Below are 21,486 nucleotides of genomic sequence, written 5' to 3'. Positions count from 1 at the left end.
CAAATCTATTTTTTTCTGCCAATTACTTTTTGAGCTGCTTCAACAATGTTTATGGCATCTAAACCATATTTAGACATTAATTGATCTGGTGTTCCGCTTTCTCCAAAAGTATCGTTAGTGGCTACAAACTCTTGTGGCGTTGGTAGTTCAGTTGTTAATAAACGAGCTACGCTTTCGCCTAATCCGCCAAATTTATTGTGCTCTTCACAAGTAACCACGCATCCGGTTTTCTTAACGGATGTTAGAATGGCTTCATCATCCAAAGGTTTGATGGTATGGATATTGATAATTTCGGCATCGATACCCAATTCAGCCAATTTTTCACCAGCCTCAATCGCTTTCCAAACCATATGGCCGGTAGCAATAATGGTCACATCTTTTCCTTCATTAACCATCCAGGCTTTACCAATTTCAAATTTTTGATCCGGATCTGTAAATACAGGAATTACCGGACGGCCAAAACGCAAATAAACCGGACCTTCGTACTCTGCAATGGCGATGGTAGCTGCTTTCGTCTGGTTATAATCGCAAGGATTGATTACCACCATACCTGGCAGCATTTTCATTAAACCGATATCTTCCAGGATCTGGTGTGTTGCACCATCTTCACCCAGTGTTAATCCGGCGTGAGATGCACAAATTTTTACGTTTTTGTTCGAATAAGCTACCGATTGACGGATCTGGTCGTAAACACGGCCAGTAGAGAAGTTGGCAAAAGTACCGGTAAAAGGAATTTTACCGCCAATGGTCATACCCGCTGCAATACCGATCATATTTGCTTCTGCGATACCAACCTGTGTAAAACGCTCAGGGAAATCTTTAATAAAAGCGTCCATTTTAAGCGATCCAACTAAATCGGCACACAAGGCAACCACATTTTCGTTTTTCTTTCCAGCTTCATGTAAGCCAGCTCCAAAACCCGAACGTGTATCTTTTTTTTCTGTATATGTATATTTTTTCATTTTGTTTTAGATATGAGATATGAGATTTTAGATGTGAGATCAGGCGAACAATCGTCTCAAATCTCATATCTAGTGTCTCAAAATCTAATTTATAATCCAGGTTAATTATTTCTTAAATAGGAGATTTTAGATGTAAGATCGGACAAACACATGTCTCAAGTCTCATATCTATTGTCTCAAATCTAATTTAATAGTCCCCTAAAGTTTCTGGTAGTTGCGCTAATGCAGCAGCTAATTGTTCATCATTTGGCGCTGTACCATGCCATTTATGGGTACCCATCATATAATCTACTCCGGCACCCATTTGTGTGCTCATTAAATTTAAGATCGGTTTACCTTTTCCTGTTAAGGTTTTTGCATAATGTAAACCCTCAACTATCGCCTTCATATCATTTCCATCAGTATTGATTACATGCCAACCGAAAGCTTCGAATTTAGCTTGTAGATCATCCAGGGCAAGCACTTTGCTGGTAGGGCCATCAATCTGCTGTCCGTTATAATCAACTGATGCAATTAAATGGTCAACTTTATTAAAAGGGGCAAACATAGCTGCTTCCCAGTTTTGTCCTTCCTGTAATTCCCCATCACCTAATAGGGCAAAAATATATGATTTATCGCCGTTCAACTTTTTAGCCAAGGCAGCACCAATCGCTACAGATAGCCCTTGACCTAATGAGCCTGAAGCAATACGGATTCCTGGTAAATGTTCGTGTGTGGTAGGATGACCCTGCAATCTTGAATCCAGTTTACGGAATGTCGCCAGTTCGCTTTTATCGAAATAACCGGCATGAGCCAATGTACTGTACCAAACCGGAGAAATATGGCCGTTCGAAAGGAAGAATAAATCTTCGCCTGCACCTTCCATCGTGAAGTCGGTTTTGTGGTTCATCACTTCAAAGTACAAAGCAGTAAAAAAGTCTGCGCATCCAAGCGAAGCGCCTGGGTGACCAGATTGGCATCCGTGAACCATTCTTACGATATCTCTTCTGATTTGAGAGGCAATATCTTCTAGCTCTTTAATTGTATGTTTCATTAAAATAAGAGGTTGTTGTTGTATAACAAAGGTAATATTTTACCTGCTATATCATAATTAGTTATTGATTAAATTGAGGACTTGTTGGGTGGCGTTTTTGGTATCCACTTTTTTAATGATATGAATAATTTTTCCATCCCCATCAATTATAAAAGTGCTGCGAACCGTGCCCATGTATTTTTTACCATACATATTTTTTTCTGCCCAAACTCCGTAGTCATTTACAATTTTCTGGTCGGTATCAGCCAGGAGGGTAAATGGTAAATTGTGTTTGGTTACAAACTTTTGATGCGATTTTTCATCGTCAACGCTGACGCCTAAAACGACAATTCCCTTGTCCTGTAAGCCTTGATAATTGTCTCTAAAATCGCAGGCTTCAGCAGTACACCCCGGGGTATCATCTTTGGGATAAAAATAAAGTACAACTATTTTTCCATTATAATCGCTTAACGAAACTTCGTTTCCGTTTTGATCTTTTGATGTAATTGCAGGTGCCTGATCACCTTCTTTTAACTCTGCCATATATAAAATGATTCAATTTTTATGTTCATGGATTTATTAATTAATGCTGCAATGTAAACAGTTTAAATTACTATCCTGTTCGTGTGAATTTAAAAGATGACATTTTAAAACATTTTTACCACTTATTTGGAAAAATGTATCGGATATCGTCTGGTGTTTTCTTTCATATCCGTAACCACCAGTTCAAACGAATGTTTGCCAGATGGCGTTCGCTCATCAAAGCTGTGCCAAAGTGTTGCAGTTTTGGCATCAAATTCCATCAATACCCATTGACCATCGATATAACCATCAAAACTTTTTATTCCGGAGAGATTATCACTGATCTTTAAAATGATTTTAGATAAACCTGCCATACTTTTCCCCTCCGAGATATTTACAGGTGATATTCTTGGCGCAATGGTATCAATGGCAATATAAAAGCTCCCAAAGTTTTTTGGTCTGGCCTTAACATAACCGTTGTCGAAAAAACCACCCTGCGATGAACCGTTTGCATTTACAATCAGTGCTTTACTCCTGAGGTTTTCCGGAAGCTGATCAGCCTTGATGGAGATGTCAAATCCGATATGTAATGGTGTGTATCTGTTGTGAATCTGATGAACAGCCGACCAGGCATTACCTGCAGGTTTAGGTAATTTTTTATAAGTGAAGTTTAAATCGCTATACAATGTTCCAAGCGGGAAAAACACCTTGATATCGTCAGTAGTAAATTCGTTTGTTTTATTGTAGGGATAAATTGTTCCGGAAGGGACAATAGGGACTGTAGCAGTTGCTACGCCCGCATTTACAGTAAAAGGGAGAACAGAAGTATTTCCTTTAGAATCGGTAATAATATAGCGAAGCTGATGTGAAGTACCATCATTGAAGCTTATCCTGCCGCTATTTACCAAACCACTGTAAATTTTTAACGGGTTGCCAGGTTCAACAAAACTTTTCTGGATACTTCTTTTGGTATTGAGGTAGGTAGGATAGTCGATATGTGAGTTGATGGCTTTGCTGTTCTCAAAAGCAAAACGTTCTAAAGCCGAAGTATATACCTTTTTTCCATCAACTTCCAATTCGATGGAATAAACACCATTAGTGCCTGACAAACCGTTATGCCTGTCGGTTACCACAATGCCGAAACCAACCTCACCGGTTAAACTGATGGGCGCAACGGTTTTATAACTGCCGTTGGCACCACTAATGCCAATAGCCTGTTTTGGCGTATTTTCATTAAAAGTTTTGCCGTTTAACCGATATACATACAATCCATGGATTACAGGGGGGATATTATCAGGAATGATGATCCCGAAAAACTGGGGATTAATGGTTTCTTCGGTTTTGGTATCTCTGATTTCGAAATGCAAATGCGGGCCACCAGAGCTGCCACGGTTACCAGACCAGGCAATAATTTCTCCCTTATGTACAGGGATTAATATGGCATCAGGAAATTCATCAATTTCGAATGATTTCTTTTCATATTCAAGGTTTTTAACAATCGTAGCAATTTTCGGAGCAAAGCGCTGTAAGTGGCCGTAAACGGTGGTAAAACCATTGGGGTGATTAATGTAGAGTGCCTGTCCAAAACCGCTGTTCTGTACCCTTAACCTTGATATATATCCGTCTGCAACCGCATAAACAGGATAACCTTCACGCTGGTTGGTCCTGAAATCGACTCCTGAATGAAAGTGATTGGCTCTGATTTCTCCAAAAGAACCTGCCAGGGCAGGAGGGGTAATATCCAAAGGCTGTCTGAAATCGGTAATCGGGTATTTGTTGTTGCTGAAGATCTGTTGTGCCTGAACGAAAGTAGAAGCGGCTAAAAGGCAAACTGAAATGAAAAATTTTAATTTGTATGGGATCGGGTTGTTAATCATTCGTTACTTAACATCAAAATTTAAAAGTTGTTTTTCTTCCAACCAGGCTTCCAGCTTGTCCCCTTTATTTATTTTTCCTACACCCTGAGGTGTTCCGGTAAAAATTAAATCGCCTTTCTTTAATGTGATGTATTGAGAAACAAAACTGATTATCTTTTCGAAAGAGAATAACAAATCTTTGGTATGTCCAATCTGCCGGCTTTCGCCATTAACCTTTAATTCGAAATTCAGATTGTAAAGATCTTTGTAATCGCTTTTAGGCAGGAAAATACTAACTGGTGCCGAATTGTCAAAAGCCTTAGCCAGCTCCCAGGGCAAACCTTTTTCTTTGTGTTTTGCCTGGATATCGCGTGCGGTGAAATCAATACCCAGACCCACCTCATCATAATAATTAGCTGCAAATTTTTCAGCAATGTGTTTTCCTTCCTTACAGATTTTTAGAACTACTTCTAGTTCGTAATGCACATCATCAGAAAAATCGGGAAGGTAAAAGGGCTTATTGTCTTTTAATACGGCTGTATCTGGCTTCAGGAAAATTACAGGAGCGGTTGGAACCGGGTTGTTCAATTCTTTTGCATGCTCTGCATAATTTCTGCCAATGGCTATAATTTTCATTCTTAATTATAATATATGTGAAAATAACTGGGGAATTAACCCGCATCATTCAAAAATAGAAAAGAAAATGGTGTTATAAAACTGAGATCCGTTTTACCTGGCTTTCTGAACCTGCAATGACCCTTAAAAAGTAGATGCCAGGGTTGATCCTGCTAGGAACGGCAAAGTTCTTGGTATGCTCACCCGCATTTAAACGTTCGTTCAAAAGCGTTGCTACTTCATTTCCCAGTAAATCGATAATTTTAATCGTAGTCTGAGTGCCGTCTTTTCCAATAGATAGGATGATATTTAACTGATCTTCTACCGGATTAGGATATATTTTTAAAATATTCAACAGCTTATCTTTAGCTACAACGGTTGCGCTTTTAGTTACTGTAGAATAAGTATTGAACATTCCTGAACCGCCAGTAGTCATAAAGAGCGGCTTGTAAGGGGTAATATTGGCTTTAATTTCAGGAATCCGACCAGCTTTTTTTGTCCGGCTTTTTAGGCTGATGTGGATGCTATCCGTTTGTTGTGACCAAGAATTTGAACTGCATAACAAAACAATGCACCATGTGCATACAAGTTTTGTGAGCAACGTTATCTTAGCGTAGAGTTTCATCAAATTGGTATAGCAAATGTATTAATTTAAAACAAAGAAATTAAACATTTTGTTTAAAACCCATAATTTAACACAATTTAACAATAAAATTTAATTTTCATAGTGTTAAAAATACACAATAATTTGGTTGTTAAATTGTTATAGTTAGTTTACTTTTGCCGCACTAAATAATCAACGAAGTGTCAAATCATAAAAATGTCAACGCGTTAACCGCCGGCGGTGTTCTAATTAGTTTAGGAATTGTATTTGGAGACATTGGTACATCACCCCTTTATACCTTAAATGCGATTTTTACCACAATTTTAGGAGGGAAGCAGGATATCAATCCGTTAAATGTTTTGGGTGTTTTATCCTGTATTATTTGGACATTAACCTTACAAACCACCGTTAAGTATGTTATCATTACCCTTAGGGCAGATAATAAGGGCGAGGGTGGTATTTTCTCTTTATTTTCTCTGGTGCGTAAAAAGGCAAAGTGGTTGGTTGTTCCGGCCGTTGTAGGTGGCTGTGCCTTGCTTGCAGACGGTATTATTACGCCAAGTATCACCGTTACATCAGCCATTGAAGGGCTTACCAATAAATTCGATGTGCCGGTTATTCCCATTGTGCTTACCATTTTAACTATCCTGTTTGTTATTCAACAGTTCGGTACCAATATGGTGGGTAAACTATTTGGTCCGGTCATGTTTGTTTGGTTTGCGGTACTGGGTGTGGTAGGCGTATCTTATGTAATCAAAGATTTCAGCATTCTCAAGGCATTTAATCCTTATTATGCCATACATCTATTAGCTACCAATAAACTGGCATTTTTAATTTTGGGTGGTGTATTTTTATGTACCACTGGGGCAGAGGCCTTATATTCTGATCTGGGCCACTGCGGTAGAAATAATATTCGGATCAGCTGGATTTTTGTAAAGCTTACGCTTATTTTAAACTATTTAGGTCAGGGCGTTTGGATTTTGCAGAACAGTGGCAGTTATGTTCCGGGCGCAAAAATGAATCCGTTCTTCCAGATTGTTTCGAGTCAGTTTCAAATTCCGATGGTGATATTGGCTACAATGGCTGCGGTAATTGCTAGCCAGGCTTTAATTAGTGGCTCTTTTACCCTAATTGCAGAGGCGGTACGTTTAAACCTTTGGCCAAAAATTAAAATTATTTATCCATCAGTTTCCAAGGGCCAGTTATATGTGCCATCGATCAACTGGATGTTGTGGATTGGATGCTGTGGTATCGTACTGTTGTTTCAAAAGGCAGAAAGAATGGATGCGGCCTATGGTTTATCCATCACCATTGCCATGCTGATGACAACAATTCTGGTGAGCTTTTATTTAAGAAGCAGGCGTTTTCCGAAATATTTAATTGCCTTATTTTTCTTTACTTATGTGATTATTGAGGGCACATTTTTGATCAGTAATTTAACCAAGTTCTTACATGGCGGATGGGTAACGGTAATGATTGGTTCTTTATTGTTTACGGTAATGTGGAGCTGGTTTGTAGCGCGTAAAATTAAAAACCGTTTCGTTAAATATGTCGAAATAGAAGATTACTATGAGATTTTAACCGAATTGAGCAGTGATGAATCTGTTCCCAAATACTCCTCACAGTTGGTTTATTTAACCAGTGCCAACTTCAAAACAGAAATTGAGTCGAAAATTATTTATTCCATTATCCAAAAAGAGCCAAAACGTGCTGATGTGTATTGGCTGGTGCATGTTGACGTAATGGATGAGCCGTATACGATGGACTATAAGGTTGAATTCCTGATCCCAGGTAAATTGATCAGGATTGACTTCAGGCTAGGTTTCAGGATTGAACAACGGGTAAATTTATTATACCGTAAAGTGGTTGAGGAGTTGGTGAAAAATGGAGAGATCGACATTACCAGCCAGTACACCTCTTTAAACAAGCATAAAATTGCGGGTGATTTCAGATTTGTACTGTTAGAAAAGCATTTATCGAAGTTTACTAAACTGAGTTTCTATGAAAGGCAGATTATGGATTACTATTTTATCCTTAAAAAATTAAGTTTATCTGAAGAGCGAAGTTTTGGTCTGGATAGCAGTTATGTGGATGTAGAGAAAGTTCCGTTAATTTTTGTTACACCAGATGATATTGAATTGCATAGATTACCAGTTTAAGCAATGAGAACAGCATTGTTGATTTTGGGTACTGTGCTATTTATAGCAGGTCCCGCAGCCAAAATATACCACTTTGATCATGCGAATAGCTACATGATCGCGTCTGGATTAGGCCTCGTGATGATCACCTCTCTGGCATTTATAAAGAAGAAGTAACATAATCCTCTTTCTGTCAAAGAAAGAGGATTTCTCATTTTTCAATAAAACTTATCCTCATTCCACATCTATCGGTTGGTGTCCCACCAACCGAAACAATTAATCTCTAAAATGTGTCAGTATCTTAAATTGATCAATCCCAGTTTCATAAAAGTTTGCACTACTCCACTTATAATCTTCAGGATATTTGCATAAGTTCCATTTTTCTTTAATCGGATTATCATGTATATAATCTAATTTTTGTATCCAAATGCTTTCTTTACTTAATGGAATGGCTAGCGGATCTCTTTTCCAAAACTGAAAAACTCTATCATTCTTTTGAGATCGATATTGATTTATGAGCATCGGACTATTAACCAAAAGATATTTTCTGAATTGGTGCGCTGTGAATTTAGTAAAACTCGCAGCTGGAGATTCTTTTCCATTTAATTTGAGCATGTTCCAAATTAAATGGATATGATTAGGCATGATGACGTAACCGTAAACTTCTATAAGTTTTTGATCGACTAGAAATTTCAGCGAATTTATGATAATCATTTTTAGATTGTCATCACTTAATAAGTGAGCAAAATTGCAGATGGTATCGGTATAAAAGTATGGATAGTTGTAATCCATTTGTCCCTGTCTTTTGTAAAAGATATGCATTGTTCATTTCATATTTGAGGTGCAGGGACAACCTAATACAATATACAGATATAATGATTAACATCAAATTATTTTCTGTCGGTGAGACACCGACCGATAGAATGAAGGGGGGCGGTTGGTGTCTCACCAACCGAGGTAATTGCTTTTTTTTTTGAATAAAATAGGCTGAAATAAATTCTAGAAAAATGTATAGGTTATTAAGTAATAATTTACTGCTTTTTCCTTAAGTATTTGGTCATTGTGTTGGTGTAGTGATCATCAAAGCCTACAGCAGAAATTTCCTTATATTTTACCTTGGTCGGTTTATCATCCAGATAACCCGCAGGATCGAAGTTCAAAATCTTTAAATTTCGTTTCTTTACTTTTACAATCTCCCCAATTTTAAAAAAGAATCTTTTATCGTTTTCATTTTCTACCGTGCAGTTTAAATTTGTGTCTTTAATGGAATTGAATATAGTTTCCCAACTCTCCAGATCAATTTGATAAGGCATTTCGATCAGCTTTTTCTTTCCCTCCTGTTTCATTATTGAATCGAAAAATTGATCATAGTTATTGTGTCTGATCTTGGTAATAGAAGATATTGGAAAATGGTAAATCCGTTAAACAGAAAATCATCGTTCACTTTGAGGAAAACGAAATCAAATGAGTGATCTAAGATATAACCGTGAGAAAGTATGTAAGATTTGTTACCAACGTCTCTTTTAATTTTGACATAGTTTTTATCTTCCTGATGTTTCTCTATTTTCTCAAAAATTGTCATATCATTCATCTATAACTTAAACCTCTGGATTTGCCAATTTACTATGCTTATAGCCATAGGCAAAATAAACCACCAAGCCTACTACCAGCCAGATACCAAAGCCAATCCAGTTTGAAATGCCAAGCTCGCACATCATATATAAGCAGCTAATTAAGCCCAAAACCGGAATCAACGATAAGTTTTTGGTAATGCAATAGTAAGTTATCACTACACAGATGATTAAGAAAATCCACATCGGAATTTTATGCTTAAATAAACCCCAGCCGCTTTCGTATTTTTTCTCTACGGGAACTTTAGAGGCAGAAATAAACTGTTCATAACGATCAGCTGGTAATGCACTCAGGTAAGATTCTGCATCTACTTTCTCGGCCAGTACAATCTGTGGCGCAGCATTTTTAACAATTTCTTCTTTAACAATTTTCAGTTCATCGCCACTTAAGGAGGTAACAAAAGTTACGGTTTGAATGGTTTTAGGTGAATTGAAAAAGAATGCTTTGGTTTCTTGACCAAATTTGGTGAATGCGAAAATCAAGGCACCAATTAAAACAAATGGAACAATAAATTTACTGTTTACATAAGGTATTTTAAATTTTCCGCGTTGAACGTCGGGCCTGTTCTGTAATACTAAAACTCCTGCGCAAACCAATACAAAAGCGAAGAGCGTTCCGATAGAACAGAGATCGGTCACAATGGTAAGGTTCATAAACAATGATGGTACAGCTACTACAAAACCTACTACTATGGTTGCAAATGAAGGTGTTTTGTATTTCGGATGGATTTTCGAAAAAGATTTCGGTAGCAATCCATCTCTGCTCATGCTCATCCAGATCCTTGGTTGACCCATCTGAAATACCAAAAGTACACTGGCCATTGCAAATACCGCACTTACGGCAATAATACCGCTCATTAATTTTAAATCAATCTGGTCAAAAACAAATGCTAACGGATCGCCAACAGCTAAAGTATCTGATTTAACAATACCGGTTAAAACCAATGCAATTGCTACATAAAGAAGGGTACAGATAATAATCGCCCACATCATTCCACGCGGTAAATCGCGTTGAGGATTTTTACATTCTTCAGCTGTTGTAGATATGGCGTCGAAACCGATGTAGGCGAAAAATACCGCTGAAACGCCTTTTAAAACACCTGAAACTCCATTTGGAGCAAATGGATTCCAGTTTTTGGTATCGACATAAAATATACCTACCGCCAATACCAAAAGAATTACTGCTAGCTTAACTACCACCATAGCGTTACTGGCATTGCGACTTTCTTTCATACCGCGGTAAATTAACCAGGTAATCAAAATAATGATGCCAAGAGCCGGAATATCTGCTACAATATGAAAACCACCGATAGTTGGGGCTGTAAGCCAGGCATTATTAGCCAGGGCTGTAGCCGGATCCAAATCTGTCAGGTTTTTGCCTGCGGCTAATAGCGCTTTGGCATGTTGATGGCCGTTGTAGGCGCTTAAATAATCCATGGTCATCCAATCAGGTACGTGGATGCCATCAATGCCGAGCGGAGGTATTTTGATCGTGGAAAGTAACCCGGTGAAGTAATCAGACCAGGAGATGGCTACCGTGATATTACCGATGGAATATTCCATAATGAGCGACCACCCAATAATCCAGGCCACCAGTTCGCCAAAGGCTACATAAGAATAAGTGTAGGCACTACCCGAAACAGGTACCATTGATGCAAACTCGGCATAAGCAAAGGCCGCAAAACTACAGGCAACCGCGGTAAAAATAAATAAAAAGATTACTGCAGGGCCGCCATCTGCACTTGCCTTACCAATCGTACTGAAAATGCCCGCTCCAATAATCGCTGCAATTCCAAAAGCTGTTAAATCGCGTACACCGAGTGTTTTATGTAGTGTATTTTCATGATCGCCATAGCCTTTTGCCGCATCTTGTAATATCTTGGAAATAGATTTCTTTCTGAATAGCTTTTCGAACATCTTTTGTTTGCTTGTTTGCTCAAACTTATAAAAAGTTTGGCTAAAAACGTTTAAAGCAAGATATAATTTTCAATACACTATACCATCACACTATCGAAATGTAGCGAAAAAGAGGGTTGTTTATGGGATTAAAGTCAAAATTTAAAATTATTAACCTTGAATTGGCCTTTGATTGATTGGTAAAATTTTACGCTGGTTAAAAGTGCTAAGTTTGTTGCCGAAAATCAATCAGATCAATATGCGCTATTAATTAGATTTTTGATCTGACCATTTTTACGATAACAATATTAAGATGAATGCTGATACCACAAAAATAAAATATATTAAAGAGCGTCACCAGGGTCTGGCCACTATACTGGCCTTTGCCTTAATTCCATTGTCGGGTTTTGCTACCGATATTTATATCCCCTCCTTACCAACAATGGCAGGCGAAATGCAGGTAAGCAGTGTTCAGGTTCAACTTACTTTAAGCATCTTTTTAATTAGTTATGGTGTTGCACAGCTTTTTATAGGTAGTATACTTGATAGCTTTGGGCGGTACAAAATCTGCCTGTATTCGTTATTGATTTTTGCAGCAGCAAGTATAGTCATTGCTACAACACATCACATTTACCTTATTTATTTGATGCGCGTTATTCACGGACTTACTGTAGGCGCAATTGTAGTAGCCAAAAGGGCATACTTTGTTGATCTTTTTGAAGGCAATCAGTTAAAACACTACCTCAGTCTGTTTTCCATCATTTGGTCTACAGGGCCAATTGTAGCACCTTTTATTGGCGGTTACCTTCAAACGGTATTTGGTTGGGAATCTAATTTCTATTTCCTGGCTGGTTTCGCCCTCGTTTTTGCTTTGCTGGAGTTGCTGTTCAGTGGTGAAACCCTAAAGCATTTTACCGATTTTCAGTTGAAAAAGATCACAGGCATTTATATCAAAATGATTAAAACACCCAGTTTTACTTTAGGCATTGTAATGTTAGGTCTAGCCTATTGTATGGTGATGGTTTACAACATGACCGGTCCGTTTATTATCGAACACCATTTTAAGTTCTCTCCCGTTATTGCGGGTTATAGCTCGTTGTTTTTAGGCTTTGCGTGGATGGTAGGCGGTTTTATTGGTAAGGCCACCATCAACAGGCCCTTCTTTAAACGATTAATGATCAACTCGCTGTTGCAGGTCGTTTTCGTAGCTTTAATGATCGTAAGCTTAAATTTTGTTTCCAACCTTTGGTCGTTAATTTTCTTCGCTTTTTTGATCCATATAGGGGCTGGTTTTACCTTTAACAATTACTTTACTTTTTGCCTGAGCAAATTCCCGAAAAATGCAGGCATTGCAGGTGGATTAACGGGAGGCATTACATATGTAATTGTATCATTTTTGAGCTACGGAATTGTGAACCTGATCCCAGCAAAAGATGAACGTAACCTGAGTTATAGTTATCTGATCATGATCTTGCTGTCGGTTTTAGTGATGTTTTTGATTCTTAGGATCAGCAAAAAGGATCAGGCTGTAGATTAATGATCATCTGCATTTATGTGTAGTTTATTTTTTTTGAAGAGCAAAGCCTGTGAGGTATAGTTTAGTACAATCCTTTTGGAAAGTTTTGGATAACAATAAATATCCTTTTCCAAAAGGCAATCCATTCCATCTGTACTATTCAGCGGAGTACAGCGAATAAATTACTGATTTTGATCATCTATTCGAAGACTGTGGTTCCGTGCCAGTTATGTTTCGTGGCAAAGAACTGCAATCAAGTCTTAGCAAGGCGCTAAGGCCAGGTATAGTAAATCGGATAAAATTGACTTTAGTTGCCTAAACATCATTTAAATACATTGGCGGTTCTGTATTATTGTTTAGTTTCCGTGTCTTCTGTGTTTCCGTAGCAAAAAATGGAATCAAGTCTTAGCGAGCGCTAAGACCAGGTAAGGTAAGTATTAATCTGTGTTCATCCTTTTTATCCGTGGTTATAAACCAAAAAAGTCGTGGTAAATACCACGACCCTTATTATATTTATATTGAAGGGAAGCCTTCTACCCTCCATCTTTACACCTTCTACCTTTCCTTATCCTAACTTTTCAAGCTCCGATTTCACAAAACCGGCAAGTTCTTCTACATATTCAGCACCGAAATCAAATTTAATTCCTGCAGTTTCATAGATCTCGTTTATAGGTCTGGTATAACCCAAAGAAAGTGCTTCCAGATACTGTGCTAAAGCTTTTTCCGGATTTTCTTTATAGTTCTTCCAAACGGCTATGGCACCTAACTGGGCAATTGCATACTCGATATAGTAAAATGGAACTTCAAATAAGTGCAGTTGTTTTTGCCATACGTTTCCGAATTGCTGCTCCAGATCTGTCCAATCGGCAAACCCGGCACCAAAACGACTGTAAATCTGTTTAAATGTCTCTTCACGGTCGGCCGCTGTATGGTTAGGATTGGTGTAAATCCAATGCTGAAACTGGTCAATTACCGCAACCCAGGGCAATGTTTTTAAAACGTCGGCCAACTGTTCTTTTTTGGCACGCTTTAAATCTTCTTCATTATCAAAGTAAACATCCCACTTGTCCATCGAAATTAACTCCATACTCATAGATGCGAGTTCGGCTACTTCAGATGGACAATGCTTAAAATCATTGAGCTCTAAATTTGCGGTTAAAAAAGTATGGATGGCATGGCCACCTTCGTGAACCATAGTCGTCAAATCGCGTAAAGAATTGGCCGAATTCATGAAGATGAATGGTGCCCCTGTCTCGGCCAGTGGATAATTGTAACCGCCCGGTGCTTTACCTTTTCTGCTCTCTACATCAAAAAGATTATTGGCTTTCATGGTAGCCAATTTTGAACCCAGTTTTTCATCAATGGCATTAAAGCAGGCAATGCTTTTATCAATCAGTTCCTCGCCGTTGCTAAACGGTTTTAAGGCTGGTTTACCACTTACGCTAACTTCCAGATCCCAGGGCTTTAGCGTTTCTAAACCTAGTGCCTCTCTACGTGTTTCTGCCTGTTCTTTTAAAATCGGGACAATTTCCTTTTCAATTGCATTGGCAAAATCATAACAATCCTGTGGGGTATAATCGAAACGTCCCAATGCCTGGAACATATAATCGCGGTAGTTTTCAAAGCCTGCATTTAAGGCAACCTGATTTCGCAGCCTGATCAGCTCATCAAACAAAATGTTTAAATCATCTTTGTCAACCAAACGGCGTTGCTGGATCGTCTTCCAGGCATGTTCGCGCACCTCGCGGTTTAAATCTTTAATAAAAATAGAGGCTTGCTCCAAAGTATACTCTTGCCCGTTTAACTCCACGCTCATGGCGCCGGTAATACTTTGGTATTTTTGCTGTTTTACCTGAAGCTCGGTAAAGAGTTCAATGTTTTCGTCGCGGTAAAGTTCTAAGGCTTTTTTAATGGCACGACTGTACACGAAATATTTTTCTTTGTCCAGATCATCCATAAACGGGCTTTCGACAAATTTTTTGTTCAGTTCGTTCGATAGCGGAGAAATCTTTGGCTCAATTTCCGTGGCAAAATATTGGAAGTTTTTGACCAATTCATCATTCGCGGTATCACAACTCATTTTTATGTATCTCCAGGCAAAATCTTCTTCCAGGGCAGCTTCCAGTTCCGAACGGTCTTTTAACCATTGCTCTAACTCAATTGTACTTTTTATTTCGCGGTTTTGCAGTTCAGTAAAAAGTGGTGCTAAATTTTCCCAGGTAATGTTCAGTTCCTGAGGAATATATGTTCTTGGTTTCTTAGTGATCATAGTAATTAATTATTTAATATGGGAATGATTGAAGGCGTGAATGGTTTTATGACGAAATGTTATAATCTCTCATTCAAAATTCAATCATTCACTCAATTATTTATGTCTTAAATACGCGTCTATTAAAAAGCATATGGCAAACACTACAGATGCATAACCGTTTAAGGTTTGAAATGCCCTGTTTACTTTGCTGATATCATTTGGTTTTACTAGTAAATGCTGATAAACAAGCATTGAACAGAAAAACACAATACCTACGTAATAAACCCAGCTAAAGGATGAAAAAAACACAGGCAAAATAACACAGGCAGCCGAAAGTATATGCAATAGCACAGAAACATTCAAAGCATTTTTAATGCCAAGTGCTGATGGGATGGAATGTAATTTTTCTTCTCGGTCAAATTCTTCGTCCTGAAGCGCATATATGATATCAAACCCACTTACCCAGAACAATACGGTTAACGAGTAAAGTACAGGCACCAGTGCAAAATGTCCGGTTACGGCAATATAGGCACCAATAGGGGCAAGGGCGAGGCCAAGGCCCAATACCAGGTGGCAAAGTGCAGTGAAACGTTTGGTGTAACTATAAAACAAAACCACAAATAAAGCCACTGGCGATAAATAGAAACAAAGTGGATTAATAAAATAAGTGGTAATGGCAAATAGCAGGCAATTGATGATGACAAAAGTAAGTGCCTCATTGGCCGAAACTTTTCCTGCCGGGATATCGCGCATTTTGGTTCTTGGGTTCTTCGCATCAATATTCCGGTCGAGGTAGCGGTTAAAAGCCATGGCCGAATTTCTGGCAAAAACCATACAAAGCAAAACCAGAATAAGTTTATACCATGAAAATGGATTTTCTGTTGTAGTTACGCCCAAGAAGAAACCAATCATGGCGAATGGCAGCGCAAAAACAGAGTGAGCGAATAATACGAGTGAAAAGTATTTTTTCATTTTTTTAAGATGATGACACAGATTATCTGATTACACAGATTTTAGTTATTTGATTACACAGATTTTAGACGTTAAACTGAAATTGTGTACAGCAGACTGGAAAATGTTTAAAACTTCTTATAGTCTGTCGGAACGACGAAATCTTTATTTACCTCATAAATGAAGTTTAAAACTTCATCTTTTCCGGTTCCTTTTTCAGCAGAAGTGATAAAAGTAGCCGGAATTTCTTCAAAAAATTCGCCCAGCTTTTTCTTAAAGGCCGCAACGTTTTTCTGGGTGGTAGTCATCCCTTGTTTATCTGCTTTGGTAAAAATCAGCGAAAAGGGAATTTGTTTTTCACCTAACCAGTAGCAGAATTCAATATCAATTCCCTGCGGCTCTAAACGGCTGTCTATCAAAACAAAAACGCATTGTAAGCTTTCTCTTTTAGTGATGTATGCCCGGATAAATTTCTCCCATTTCTCTCTGCTGGTTTTAGAAACCTTTGCATAACCATAACCCGGCAAATCGACAATATACCAGGCTTCGTTAACTAAAAAGTGATTAATCAACTGTGTTTTTCCGGGGCGCTGAGAAGTTTTGGCCAATCCATGTTGATTAACCAGCATGTTGATCAATGAAGATTTACCCACATTAGAGCGGCCAATAAAAGCATATTCAGGCATAAGTGGTGCCGGTAATGCCGAAATCTGTGTGTTGCTGCAAACAAATGTTGCGGTTTTGATAATCATAGTACAAAGGTATGGTTTTGAGTCCGAAGTCCGAAGTCCGAAGTCGGAAGTACAAACTGATGTTCTTTAATCTGATTTTTGACACTACGGTGAATACTTTGCACCAAAGACTTGGGACTCCGGATTAAAGACTCCCGACTTTTATCTATCTTTGCTTCATATCATGAATCAGAATATTACTCCATACCAGGTAGAAGATGCAACTAAAAAAGAGCAGGTTGCAACCATGTTCAACAACATTTCTGGAACTTACGATTTTTTAAACCATTTTCTTTCTTTAGGGATTGATGTGTTATGGCGCAAAAAAGCCATTAAAGAACTGGTATCTATCCATCCAAGAACTTTACTTGATGTGGCCACCGGAACTGGTGATTTTGCTTTTGAGGCCATAAAAAAGCTTCATCCGGAACGCGTAATTGGTGTTGATATCTCGGAGGGCATGTTAGACGTGGCCAGGAAGAAAATTAACGAACGTATTTTAAATGAAGTTTTTACCGTTCAGGTAGGCGATTCTGAGGGGCTGCATTTTGAAAACGATACGTTCGATGCCATTACCTGCGCATACGGTGTGCGCAACTTCGAAAATCTTGAAAAGGGATTAGCCGATATGTACAGGGTATTAAAGCCCAACGGTAAAATGGTGATTCTGGAATTTTCGAAACCAAAAGTTTTTCCGGTAAAACAGTTGTATAGTTTTTACTTTAAGCAGGTAACGCCTTTTTTTGGAAAACTCTTTTCGAAAGACCATAGAGCCTATACTTATCTGCCAGAATCGGTAGCCGCTTTCCCAGACGGAGAGGATTTTACCAGCCTGATGGAAAAAGTTGGGTTTAAAAGTACCAAACAAAGAATCTTAACGTTTGGAATAAGTTCGATATATGTAGGAACTAAATGATCAGAAAATTAAGCTTCATTCTTTCACTTTTGATGGTCTCTACAGCCACCTTTGCGCAAAACTGGGGCGGGGGGATAGATGATGAAGACTGGAGTTTTGGTTTTAATTTTCAGTACATATCGGCCGAATACAAAATTCATAAAAAGCCAAACTGGCGATCGCCTTTTTATGAAGTGCCAAACGCGCTTGATCCATCATATGATCCAAATTCGGGCATTCCAATTACTCCAAACTTAAATGCTATTTCCAGTGCTCCGTCTCAAGGCTTTGGGTTAGGGTTTGTGATGAACAGAATGATCTCAGACAACTTTGATATCCGTGCAACACCTTCGCTTATTTTTAGTGATCGGGTAGTCACTTATGAGTATGAGCCTATGGCCCCGATTGATGTGGGCAACGGGCAAACTAAAAACTTCCAGACAGTAGTTGACAAGAAAGTACAGGCAACCATGTTCGAATTTCCCTTAGGCATAAAGGTTAAATCGAACCGGTTGAATAATTTTAGGATGTATTGGCTTGGCGGAGCTAAATATTCAATTGATATCGCTTCGAAAAAGAAAACCTTCGATGAGGGAGAAGCGGCCGTAAACAAGTTTTTAAAAAATAAAAGGAATTACCTGTCGTACGAAACAGGTATTGGTTTTGATATTTATTTTGAGTATTTTAAAATGTCTCCCGAAATAAAACTCTCCTATTCGGCTAACGATTTGCTGCAGCATGACAATACCGTTTATGCCAATCCGATAGATAAGTTGAAATTACGTCAATTAACATTCAGTTTGATTTTTCAATAGTCAGGCAATCCAAAAAAACTTACCTTTGTTGGTATAGGTAAATTAAAGCTTTTTTAAAAAGCTTTACCGAGACTTAAAATTCATAGAAATGTCTAAAATCGCATTAATTACAGGTGCAACCTCTGGTATTGGTGAAGCTTGTGCCCATACATTTGCTCAGCAAGGTTACAACCTGATATTACTGGCCCGCAGAAATGATCGTTTGGCCAAAATTGCTCATCATTTGGAAGATAAATATGCCATTAACATTCAGCAGGTTTTGTCTGATGTCCGCAATAACAAAAGCCTCACGGCTGCTTTAGAGGCCTTGCCAGCAGAATGGAAAAAGGTTGATGTTCTGATCAACAATGCGGGCTTAAGCCAGGGTTTAGATCCTATTGATAAAGGTGACACAAATGATTGGGACACCATGATTGATACCAATGTGAAAGGTTTGCTTTATGTCACTAAAATTGTTTCCAATTGGATGATTCCCAATCAGTCAGGACATATTATCAACATTGGTTCTATTGCCGGTAAAGAAGTTTATCCAAACGGAAACGTATATTGTGCCAGTAAACATGCGGTAGATGCTTTGAGCAAAGGCATGCGTATCGATTTATTGCCCCATGGCATAAAGGTTACTGAAATTAATCCGGGTATGGTAGAAACTGAATTTTCGGTGGTGCGTTTTAAAGGTGATGAAGACCGTGCAAAAAAGGTATACGAAAACCTGGAACCACTAATTGCCGATGATATTGCCGATGCCATCTGGTACGTTGTGAGCAGGCCAAAACATGTTAATATCAACGACATGCTCATTATGCCAACTGCGCAGGCTACCGCAACGGTAGTAAATAGAGGTTAGTTAGGTTAACTGTATAAACTGTATAAATTGGTTAACTGCTCAGGCGACTAACCTTTGAAACTGTTTAAATTGATAACTGTACAATTAACCGGTTTGAAAAAATAACCAACTACAAAAGAACAAATTAGGTTTTAGAACTATGTGTTTCTGCGATTAACCGATTTGAACAATTAACCGATTAACGATTAAAAGAAAATGATATCAAATACAATAGATCAGGAAATTAAAAAAGCCATGCTGGCTAAAAATAATGCACAGTTAAGAGGCTTAAGAGCAATAAAGGCAGCTTTACTGTTGGCTAAAACAGAAAAAGGGTCTTCAGAAGAAATTACAGAAGAAGCGGAAATCAAAATTCTTCAGAAACTGATTAAGCAGCGCCGTGAATCGGCTGATATTTATAGGCAACAAAACCGTGAAGACTTATATCAGGTAGAAAACGAGGAAATTGAGGTAATTAATCAATTCCTGCCAAAACAATTAGACAGGGAAGAGGTAGCCTCAATTATTGAAGGGGTAATCAAACAATCTGGCGCCACATCGGTTAAAGATATGGGTAAGGTAATGGGGATGGCAAATGCAGCACTTGCCGGTAAAGCTGATGGTAAATTAATTGCAGAGATCGTTAAAGAAAAACTCGCTTAATTGCGGTAAAAGTTTAAAGGCAGAAGGTTAACAATCGCCGACGCTTATCGCTTTACGCTTTGCAAAAGACGTTTTTATACCGTTTTCGATTTTATTTCAGAAAAATGGCTGATAAATGCATAAATTTAATTTTACTCTACTAACTTAGTATTACAATACCATCTAAAATAGATATGACTTACCCGATAAAAGAAGAAGACGGATTTAAATACATTGAAGCTGGAACAGGCGAGACACTGGTATTGCTACACGGCCTAATGGGCGAACTCAGCAATTGGGAACAGGTTATAGAACAGTTTAAAGATCGTTATAGGGTAATTATTCCAATTTTACCAATTTACGAACTGCCTATTTTAACATTGGGCGTAAAAGCATTATCAAGATATCTTCACCGCTTTTTAAAATATAAAAATTTAAACCAGGTAGTGCTTATCGGCAATTCGCTTGGCGGTCATGTTGGCTTAGTGTTTACAGTGGCACATCAGGAGTTTGTTAAGGCGTTGGTACTTACAGGTAGTTCTGGCTTATATGAAAATGCTTTTGGAGGGTCTTTCCCGCGTAGAGAGAGCTACGATTATATCAAGGAAAAAGTAGAGTTTACTTTTTACGATCCTGCAACGGCAACCAAAGAACTGGTTGATGATGTTTTTAAAACAGTTAACGATAGATCAAGGGTGATCCGTATTTTGACCATGGCAAAATCGGCCATACGCCACAACATGGCTAAAGACCTTTCCAAAATTACCATACCGGTTTCATTGATATGGGGCAAAAACGATAAGGTTACACCACCGGAAGTGGCAGAAGAATTTCACCAACTGTTGCCTAACTCCGAATTAAACTGGGTTGATAAATGCGGGCATGCGCCTATGATGGAACACCCACAGATATTTAATGCATTTTTAGAAAAGTTTTTAGATAGAATATTGTTAAAGTAAATGTTTGCAGCAGAAATCATATCAGATGCAATTCCATCATTAAGCGCCGATGACACGGTACAGAAAGCTTTAGATCGTATGAACGATTTTAAACTAAAGCATTTGCCCGTTGTTAACGAGGGAACTTTATTGGGGTTGGTATCTGAAGATGATTTGTTGAACATTGTTAATCACGATACGCTTCTAAGCGATAATGCCATAAACATACTTCATGTATTTGTGTTTAGTAATGCTCATGCTTACGATGTACTCCGTTTGTTCAACCAGTTAAATTTAACAGCCGTTCCGGTTTTGGATCAACATAAAAACTACGCCGGTTTAATCCCTGTAATCAGTATGGTGAATGCCATGGCCGAACAGTATGCCGTAAATGAGGCAGGCGGAATTATTGTTCTGGAAATCGGTAACCGCGATAATTCATTGGCCCACATTGCCCAGATTGTTGAAGCCGATAATACACAGGTGCTCTCTTCGTATGTAAATTCTTTCGAAGATTCTACGCGTTTAGAGGTAACGCTCAAAGTAAATAAAACAGAAATTACTTCATTGGTAGCCGCTTTCGAAAGATATGATTATCTGGTTAAAGAGGTATACAATAACACCCAGATTGATGATGGATCGCAGGAGCGTTACGATTCTTTCATGAACTATTTAAATGTATAAA

General features: G+C 38.3%; 20 protein-coding genes. 8 read left to right on the top strand and 12 right to left on the bottom strand.

Translation table 11 applies throughout. The annotated features are described in order from the left end of the window. Positions 1 to 5: 5 nt before the first annotated feature. From BM107_RS18700 to BM107_RS18675, 6 genes are all read right to left on the bottom strand, one after another. Positions 6 to 962: a transketolase family protein gene (locus tag BM107_RS18700; protein ID WP_090986115.1), complete on the bottom strand. Its 957-nt coding sequence runs from the start codon at positions 960 to 962 to the stop codon at positions 6 to 8. 187 nt (positions 963 to 1,149) lie between these two features. Beyond that, positions 1,150 to 1,995: a transketolase gene (locus tag BM107_RS18695; protein ID WP_090986113.1), complete on the bottom strand. Its 846-nt coding sequence runs from the start codon at positions 1,993 to 1,995 to the stop codon at positions 1,150 to 1,152. A 57-nt stretch (positions 1,996 to 2,052) separates the two neighbouring features. Further along, the gene (gene bcp / locus BM107_RS18690; RefSeq protein ID WP_090986111.1) at positions 2,053 to 2,517 is read right to left on the bottom strand and encodes a thioredoxin-dependent thiol peroxidase; all 465 of its coding nucleotides are present in this window, start codon (positions 2,515 to 2,517) and stop codon (positions 2,053 to 2,055) included. 122 nt (positions 2,518 to 2,639) lie between these two features. Beyond that, on the bottom strand, positions 2,640 to 4,373 hold the full coding sequence (locus BM107_RS18685; RefSeq protein ID WP_090986109.1) for a M23 family metallopeptidase: 1,734 nt from the start codon (positions 4,371 to 4,373) through the stop codon (positions 2,640 to 2,642). A gap of 3 nt (positions 4,374 to 4,376) precedes the next feature. After that, positions 4,377 to 4,988, bottom strand: a complete 612-nt coding sequence (locus BM107_RS18680) for a fumarylacetoacetate hydrolase family protein (RefSeq protein ID WP_090986107.1) — start codon at positions 4,986 to 4,988, stop codon at positions 4,377 to 4,379. Between the two features lie 73 nt (positions 4,989 to 5,061). Further along, positions 5,062 to 5,592, bottom strand: a complete 531-nt coding sequence (locus BM107_RS18675; RefSeq protein WP_090986105.1) for a T9SS type A sorting domain-containing protein — start codon at positions 5,590 to 5,592, stop codon at positions 5,062 to 5,064. Between the two features lie 179 nt (positions 5,593 to 5,771). Here BM107_RS18675 and BM107_RS18670 point away from each other — a divergent pair, with 179 nt between their 5' ends. Continuing rightward, the gene (locus BM107_RS18670; protein ID WP_090986103.1) at positions 5,772 to 7,730 is read left to right on the top strand and encodes a KUP/HAK/KT family potassium transporter; all 1,959 of its coding nucleotides are present in this window, start codon (positions 5,772 to 5,774) and stop codon (positions 7,728 to 7,730) included. Positions 7,731 to 7,985: 255 nt separating this feature from the next. On the opposite strand, the gene BM107_RS18665 is transcribed toward BM107_RS18670, so the two are convergent. The 3 genes from BM107_RS18665 to BM107_RS18650 form a co-directional block, all read right to left on the bottom strand. Further along, positions 7,986 to 8,501, bottom strand: a complete 516-nt coding sequence (locus tag BM107_RS18665; RefSeq protein WP_090986101.1) for a hypothetical protein — start codon at positions 8,499 to 8,501, stop codon at positions 7,986 to 7,988. Between the two features lie 239 nt (positions 8,502 to 8,740). After that, positions 8,741 to 9,055, bottom strand: a complete 315-nt coding sequence (locus BM107_RS18660) for a hypothetical protein (RefSeq protein WP_090986099.1) — start codon at positions 9,053 to 9,055, stop codon at positions 8,741 to 8,743. Positions 9,056 to 9,307: 252 nt separating this feature from the next. Next, positions 9,308 to 11,257, bottom strand: a complete 1,950-nt coding sequence (locus BM107_RS18650) for an amino acid permease (RefSeq protein WP_090986094.1) — start codon at positions 11,255 to 11,257, stop codon at positions 9,308 to 9,310. A 292-nt stretch (positions 11,258 to 11,549) separates the two neighbouring features. Between BM107_RS18650 and BM107_RS18645 the strand changes: the two genes are divergently transcribed. After that, a complete protein-coding gene (locus BM107_RS18645; RefSeq protein ID WP_090986092.1) occupies positions 11,550 to 12,773 on the top strand; it encodes an MFS transporter in 1,224 nt (407 codons plus the stop codon). 544 nt (positions 12,774 to 13,317) lie between these two features. On the opposite strand, the gene BM107_RS18640 is transcribed toward BM107_RS18645, so the two are convergent. The 3 genes from BM107_RS18640 to yihA all read right to left on the bottom strand — a co-directional run bounded on the left by BM107_RS18640 (position 13,318) and on the right by yihA (position 16,706). After that, positions 13,318 to 15,021 (bottom strand): M3 family oligoendopeptidase, encoded by a 1,704-nt coding sequence (locus tag BM107_RS18640; RefSeq protein ID WP_090986090.1) that lies wholly within the window; start codon positions 15,019 to 15,021, stop codon positions 13,318 to 13,320. Between the two features lie 96 nt (positions 15,022 to 15,117). Beyond that, positions 15,118 to 15,975: a UbiA-like polyprenyltransferase gene (locus BM107_RS18635; RefSeq protein ID WP_090986088.1), complete on the bottom strand. Its 858-nt coding sequence runs from the start codon at positions 15,973 to 15,975 to the stop codon at positions 15,118 to 15,120. A gap of 107 nt (positions 15,976 to 16,082) precedes the next feature. Next, positions 16,083 to 16,706 (bottom strand): ribosome biogenesis GTP-binding protein YihA/YsxC, encoded by a 624-nt coding sequence (yihA, locus tag BM107_RS18630; protein WP_090986086.1) that lies wholly within the window; start codon positions 16,704 to 16,706, stop codon positions 16,083 to 16,085. A 163-nt stretch (positions 16,707 to 16,869) separates the two neighbouring features. Between yihA and ubiE the strand changes: the two genes are divergently transcribed. From ubiE to BM107_RS18600, 6 genes are all read left to right on the top strand, one after another. After that, positions 16,870 to 17,601, top strand: coding sequence for a bifunctional demethylmenaquinone methyltransferase/2-methoxy-6-polyprenyl-1,4-benzoquinol methylase UbiE (gene ubiE, locus BM107_RS18625; RefSeq protein ID WP_208864415.1), 732 nt, complete (start codon positions 16,870 to 16,872; stop codon positions 17,599 to 17,601). Next, a complete protein-coding gene (gene porT / locus BM107_RS18620) occupies positions 17,598 to 18,395 on the top strand; it encodes a type IX secretion/gliding motility protein PorT/SprT (protein ID WP_090986084.1) in 798 nt (265 codons plus the stop codon). The genes ubiE and porT overlap by 4 nt, the downstream gene beginning before the upstream one ends. 88 nt (positions 18,396 to 18,483) lie before the next feature. Further along, positions 18,484 to 19,242 (top strand): SDR family NAD(P)-dependent oxidoreductase, encoded by a 759-nt coding sequence (locus tag BM107_RS18615; RefSeq protein ID WP_090986082.1) that lies wholly within the window; start codon positions 18,484 to 18,486, stop codon positions 19,240 to 19,242. A 195-nt stretch (positions 19,243 to 19,437) separates the two neighbouring features. Beyond that, positions 19,438 to 19,884 (top strand): GatB/YqeY domain-containing protein, encoded by a 447-nt coding sequence (locus BM107_RS18610; RefSeq protein WP_090986080.1) that lies wholly within the window; start codon positions 19,438 to 19,440, stop codon positions 19,882 to 19,884. Between the two features lie 173 nt (positions 19,885 to 20,057). After that, positions 20,058 to 20,822 (top strand): alpha/beta fold hydrolase, encoded by a 765-nt coding sequence (locus BM107_RS18605; protein WP_090986078.1) that lies wholly within the window; start codon positions 20,058 to 20,060, stop codon positions 20,820 to 20,822. Continuing rightward, positions 20,823 to 21,485: a CBS domain-containing protein gene (locus tag BM107_RS18600; protein WP_090986077.1), complete on the top strand. Its 663-nt coding sequence runs from the start codon at positions 20,823 to 20,825 to the stop codon at positions 21,483 to 21,485. It abuts the gene before it with no gap. The last annotated feature ends 1 nt before the right edge of the window (position 21,486 follow it).

Origin of the sequence: Pedobacter suwonensis (assembly GCF_900111825.1) — a bacterium.
GTDB lineage: Bacteria > Bacteroidota > Bacteroidia > Sphingobacteriales > Sphingobacteriaceae > Pedobacter > Pedobacter suwonensis.
The sequence above is the reverse complement of the archived record's forward strand: the minus strand, read 5'-3'. Positions and strand labels throughout refer to the sequence as shown.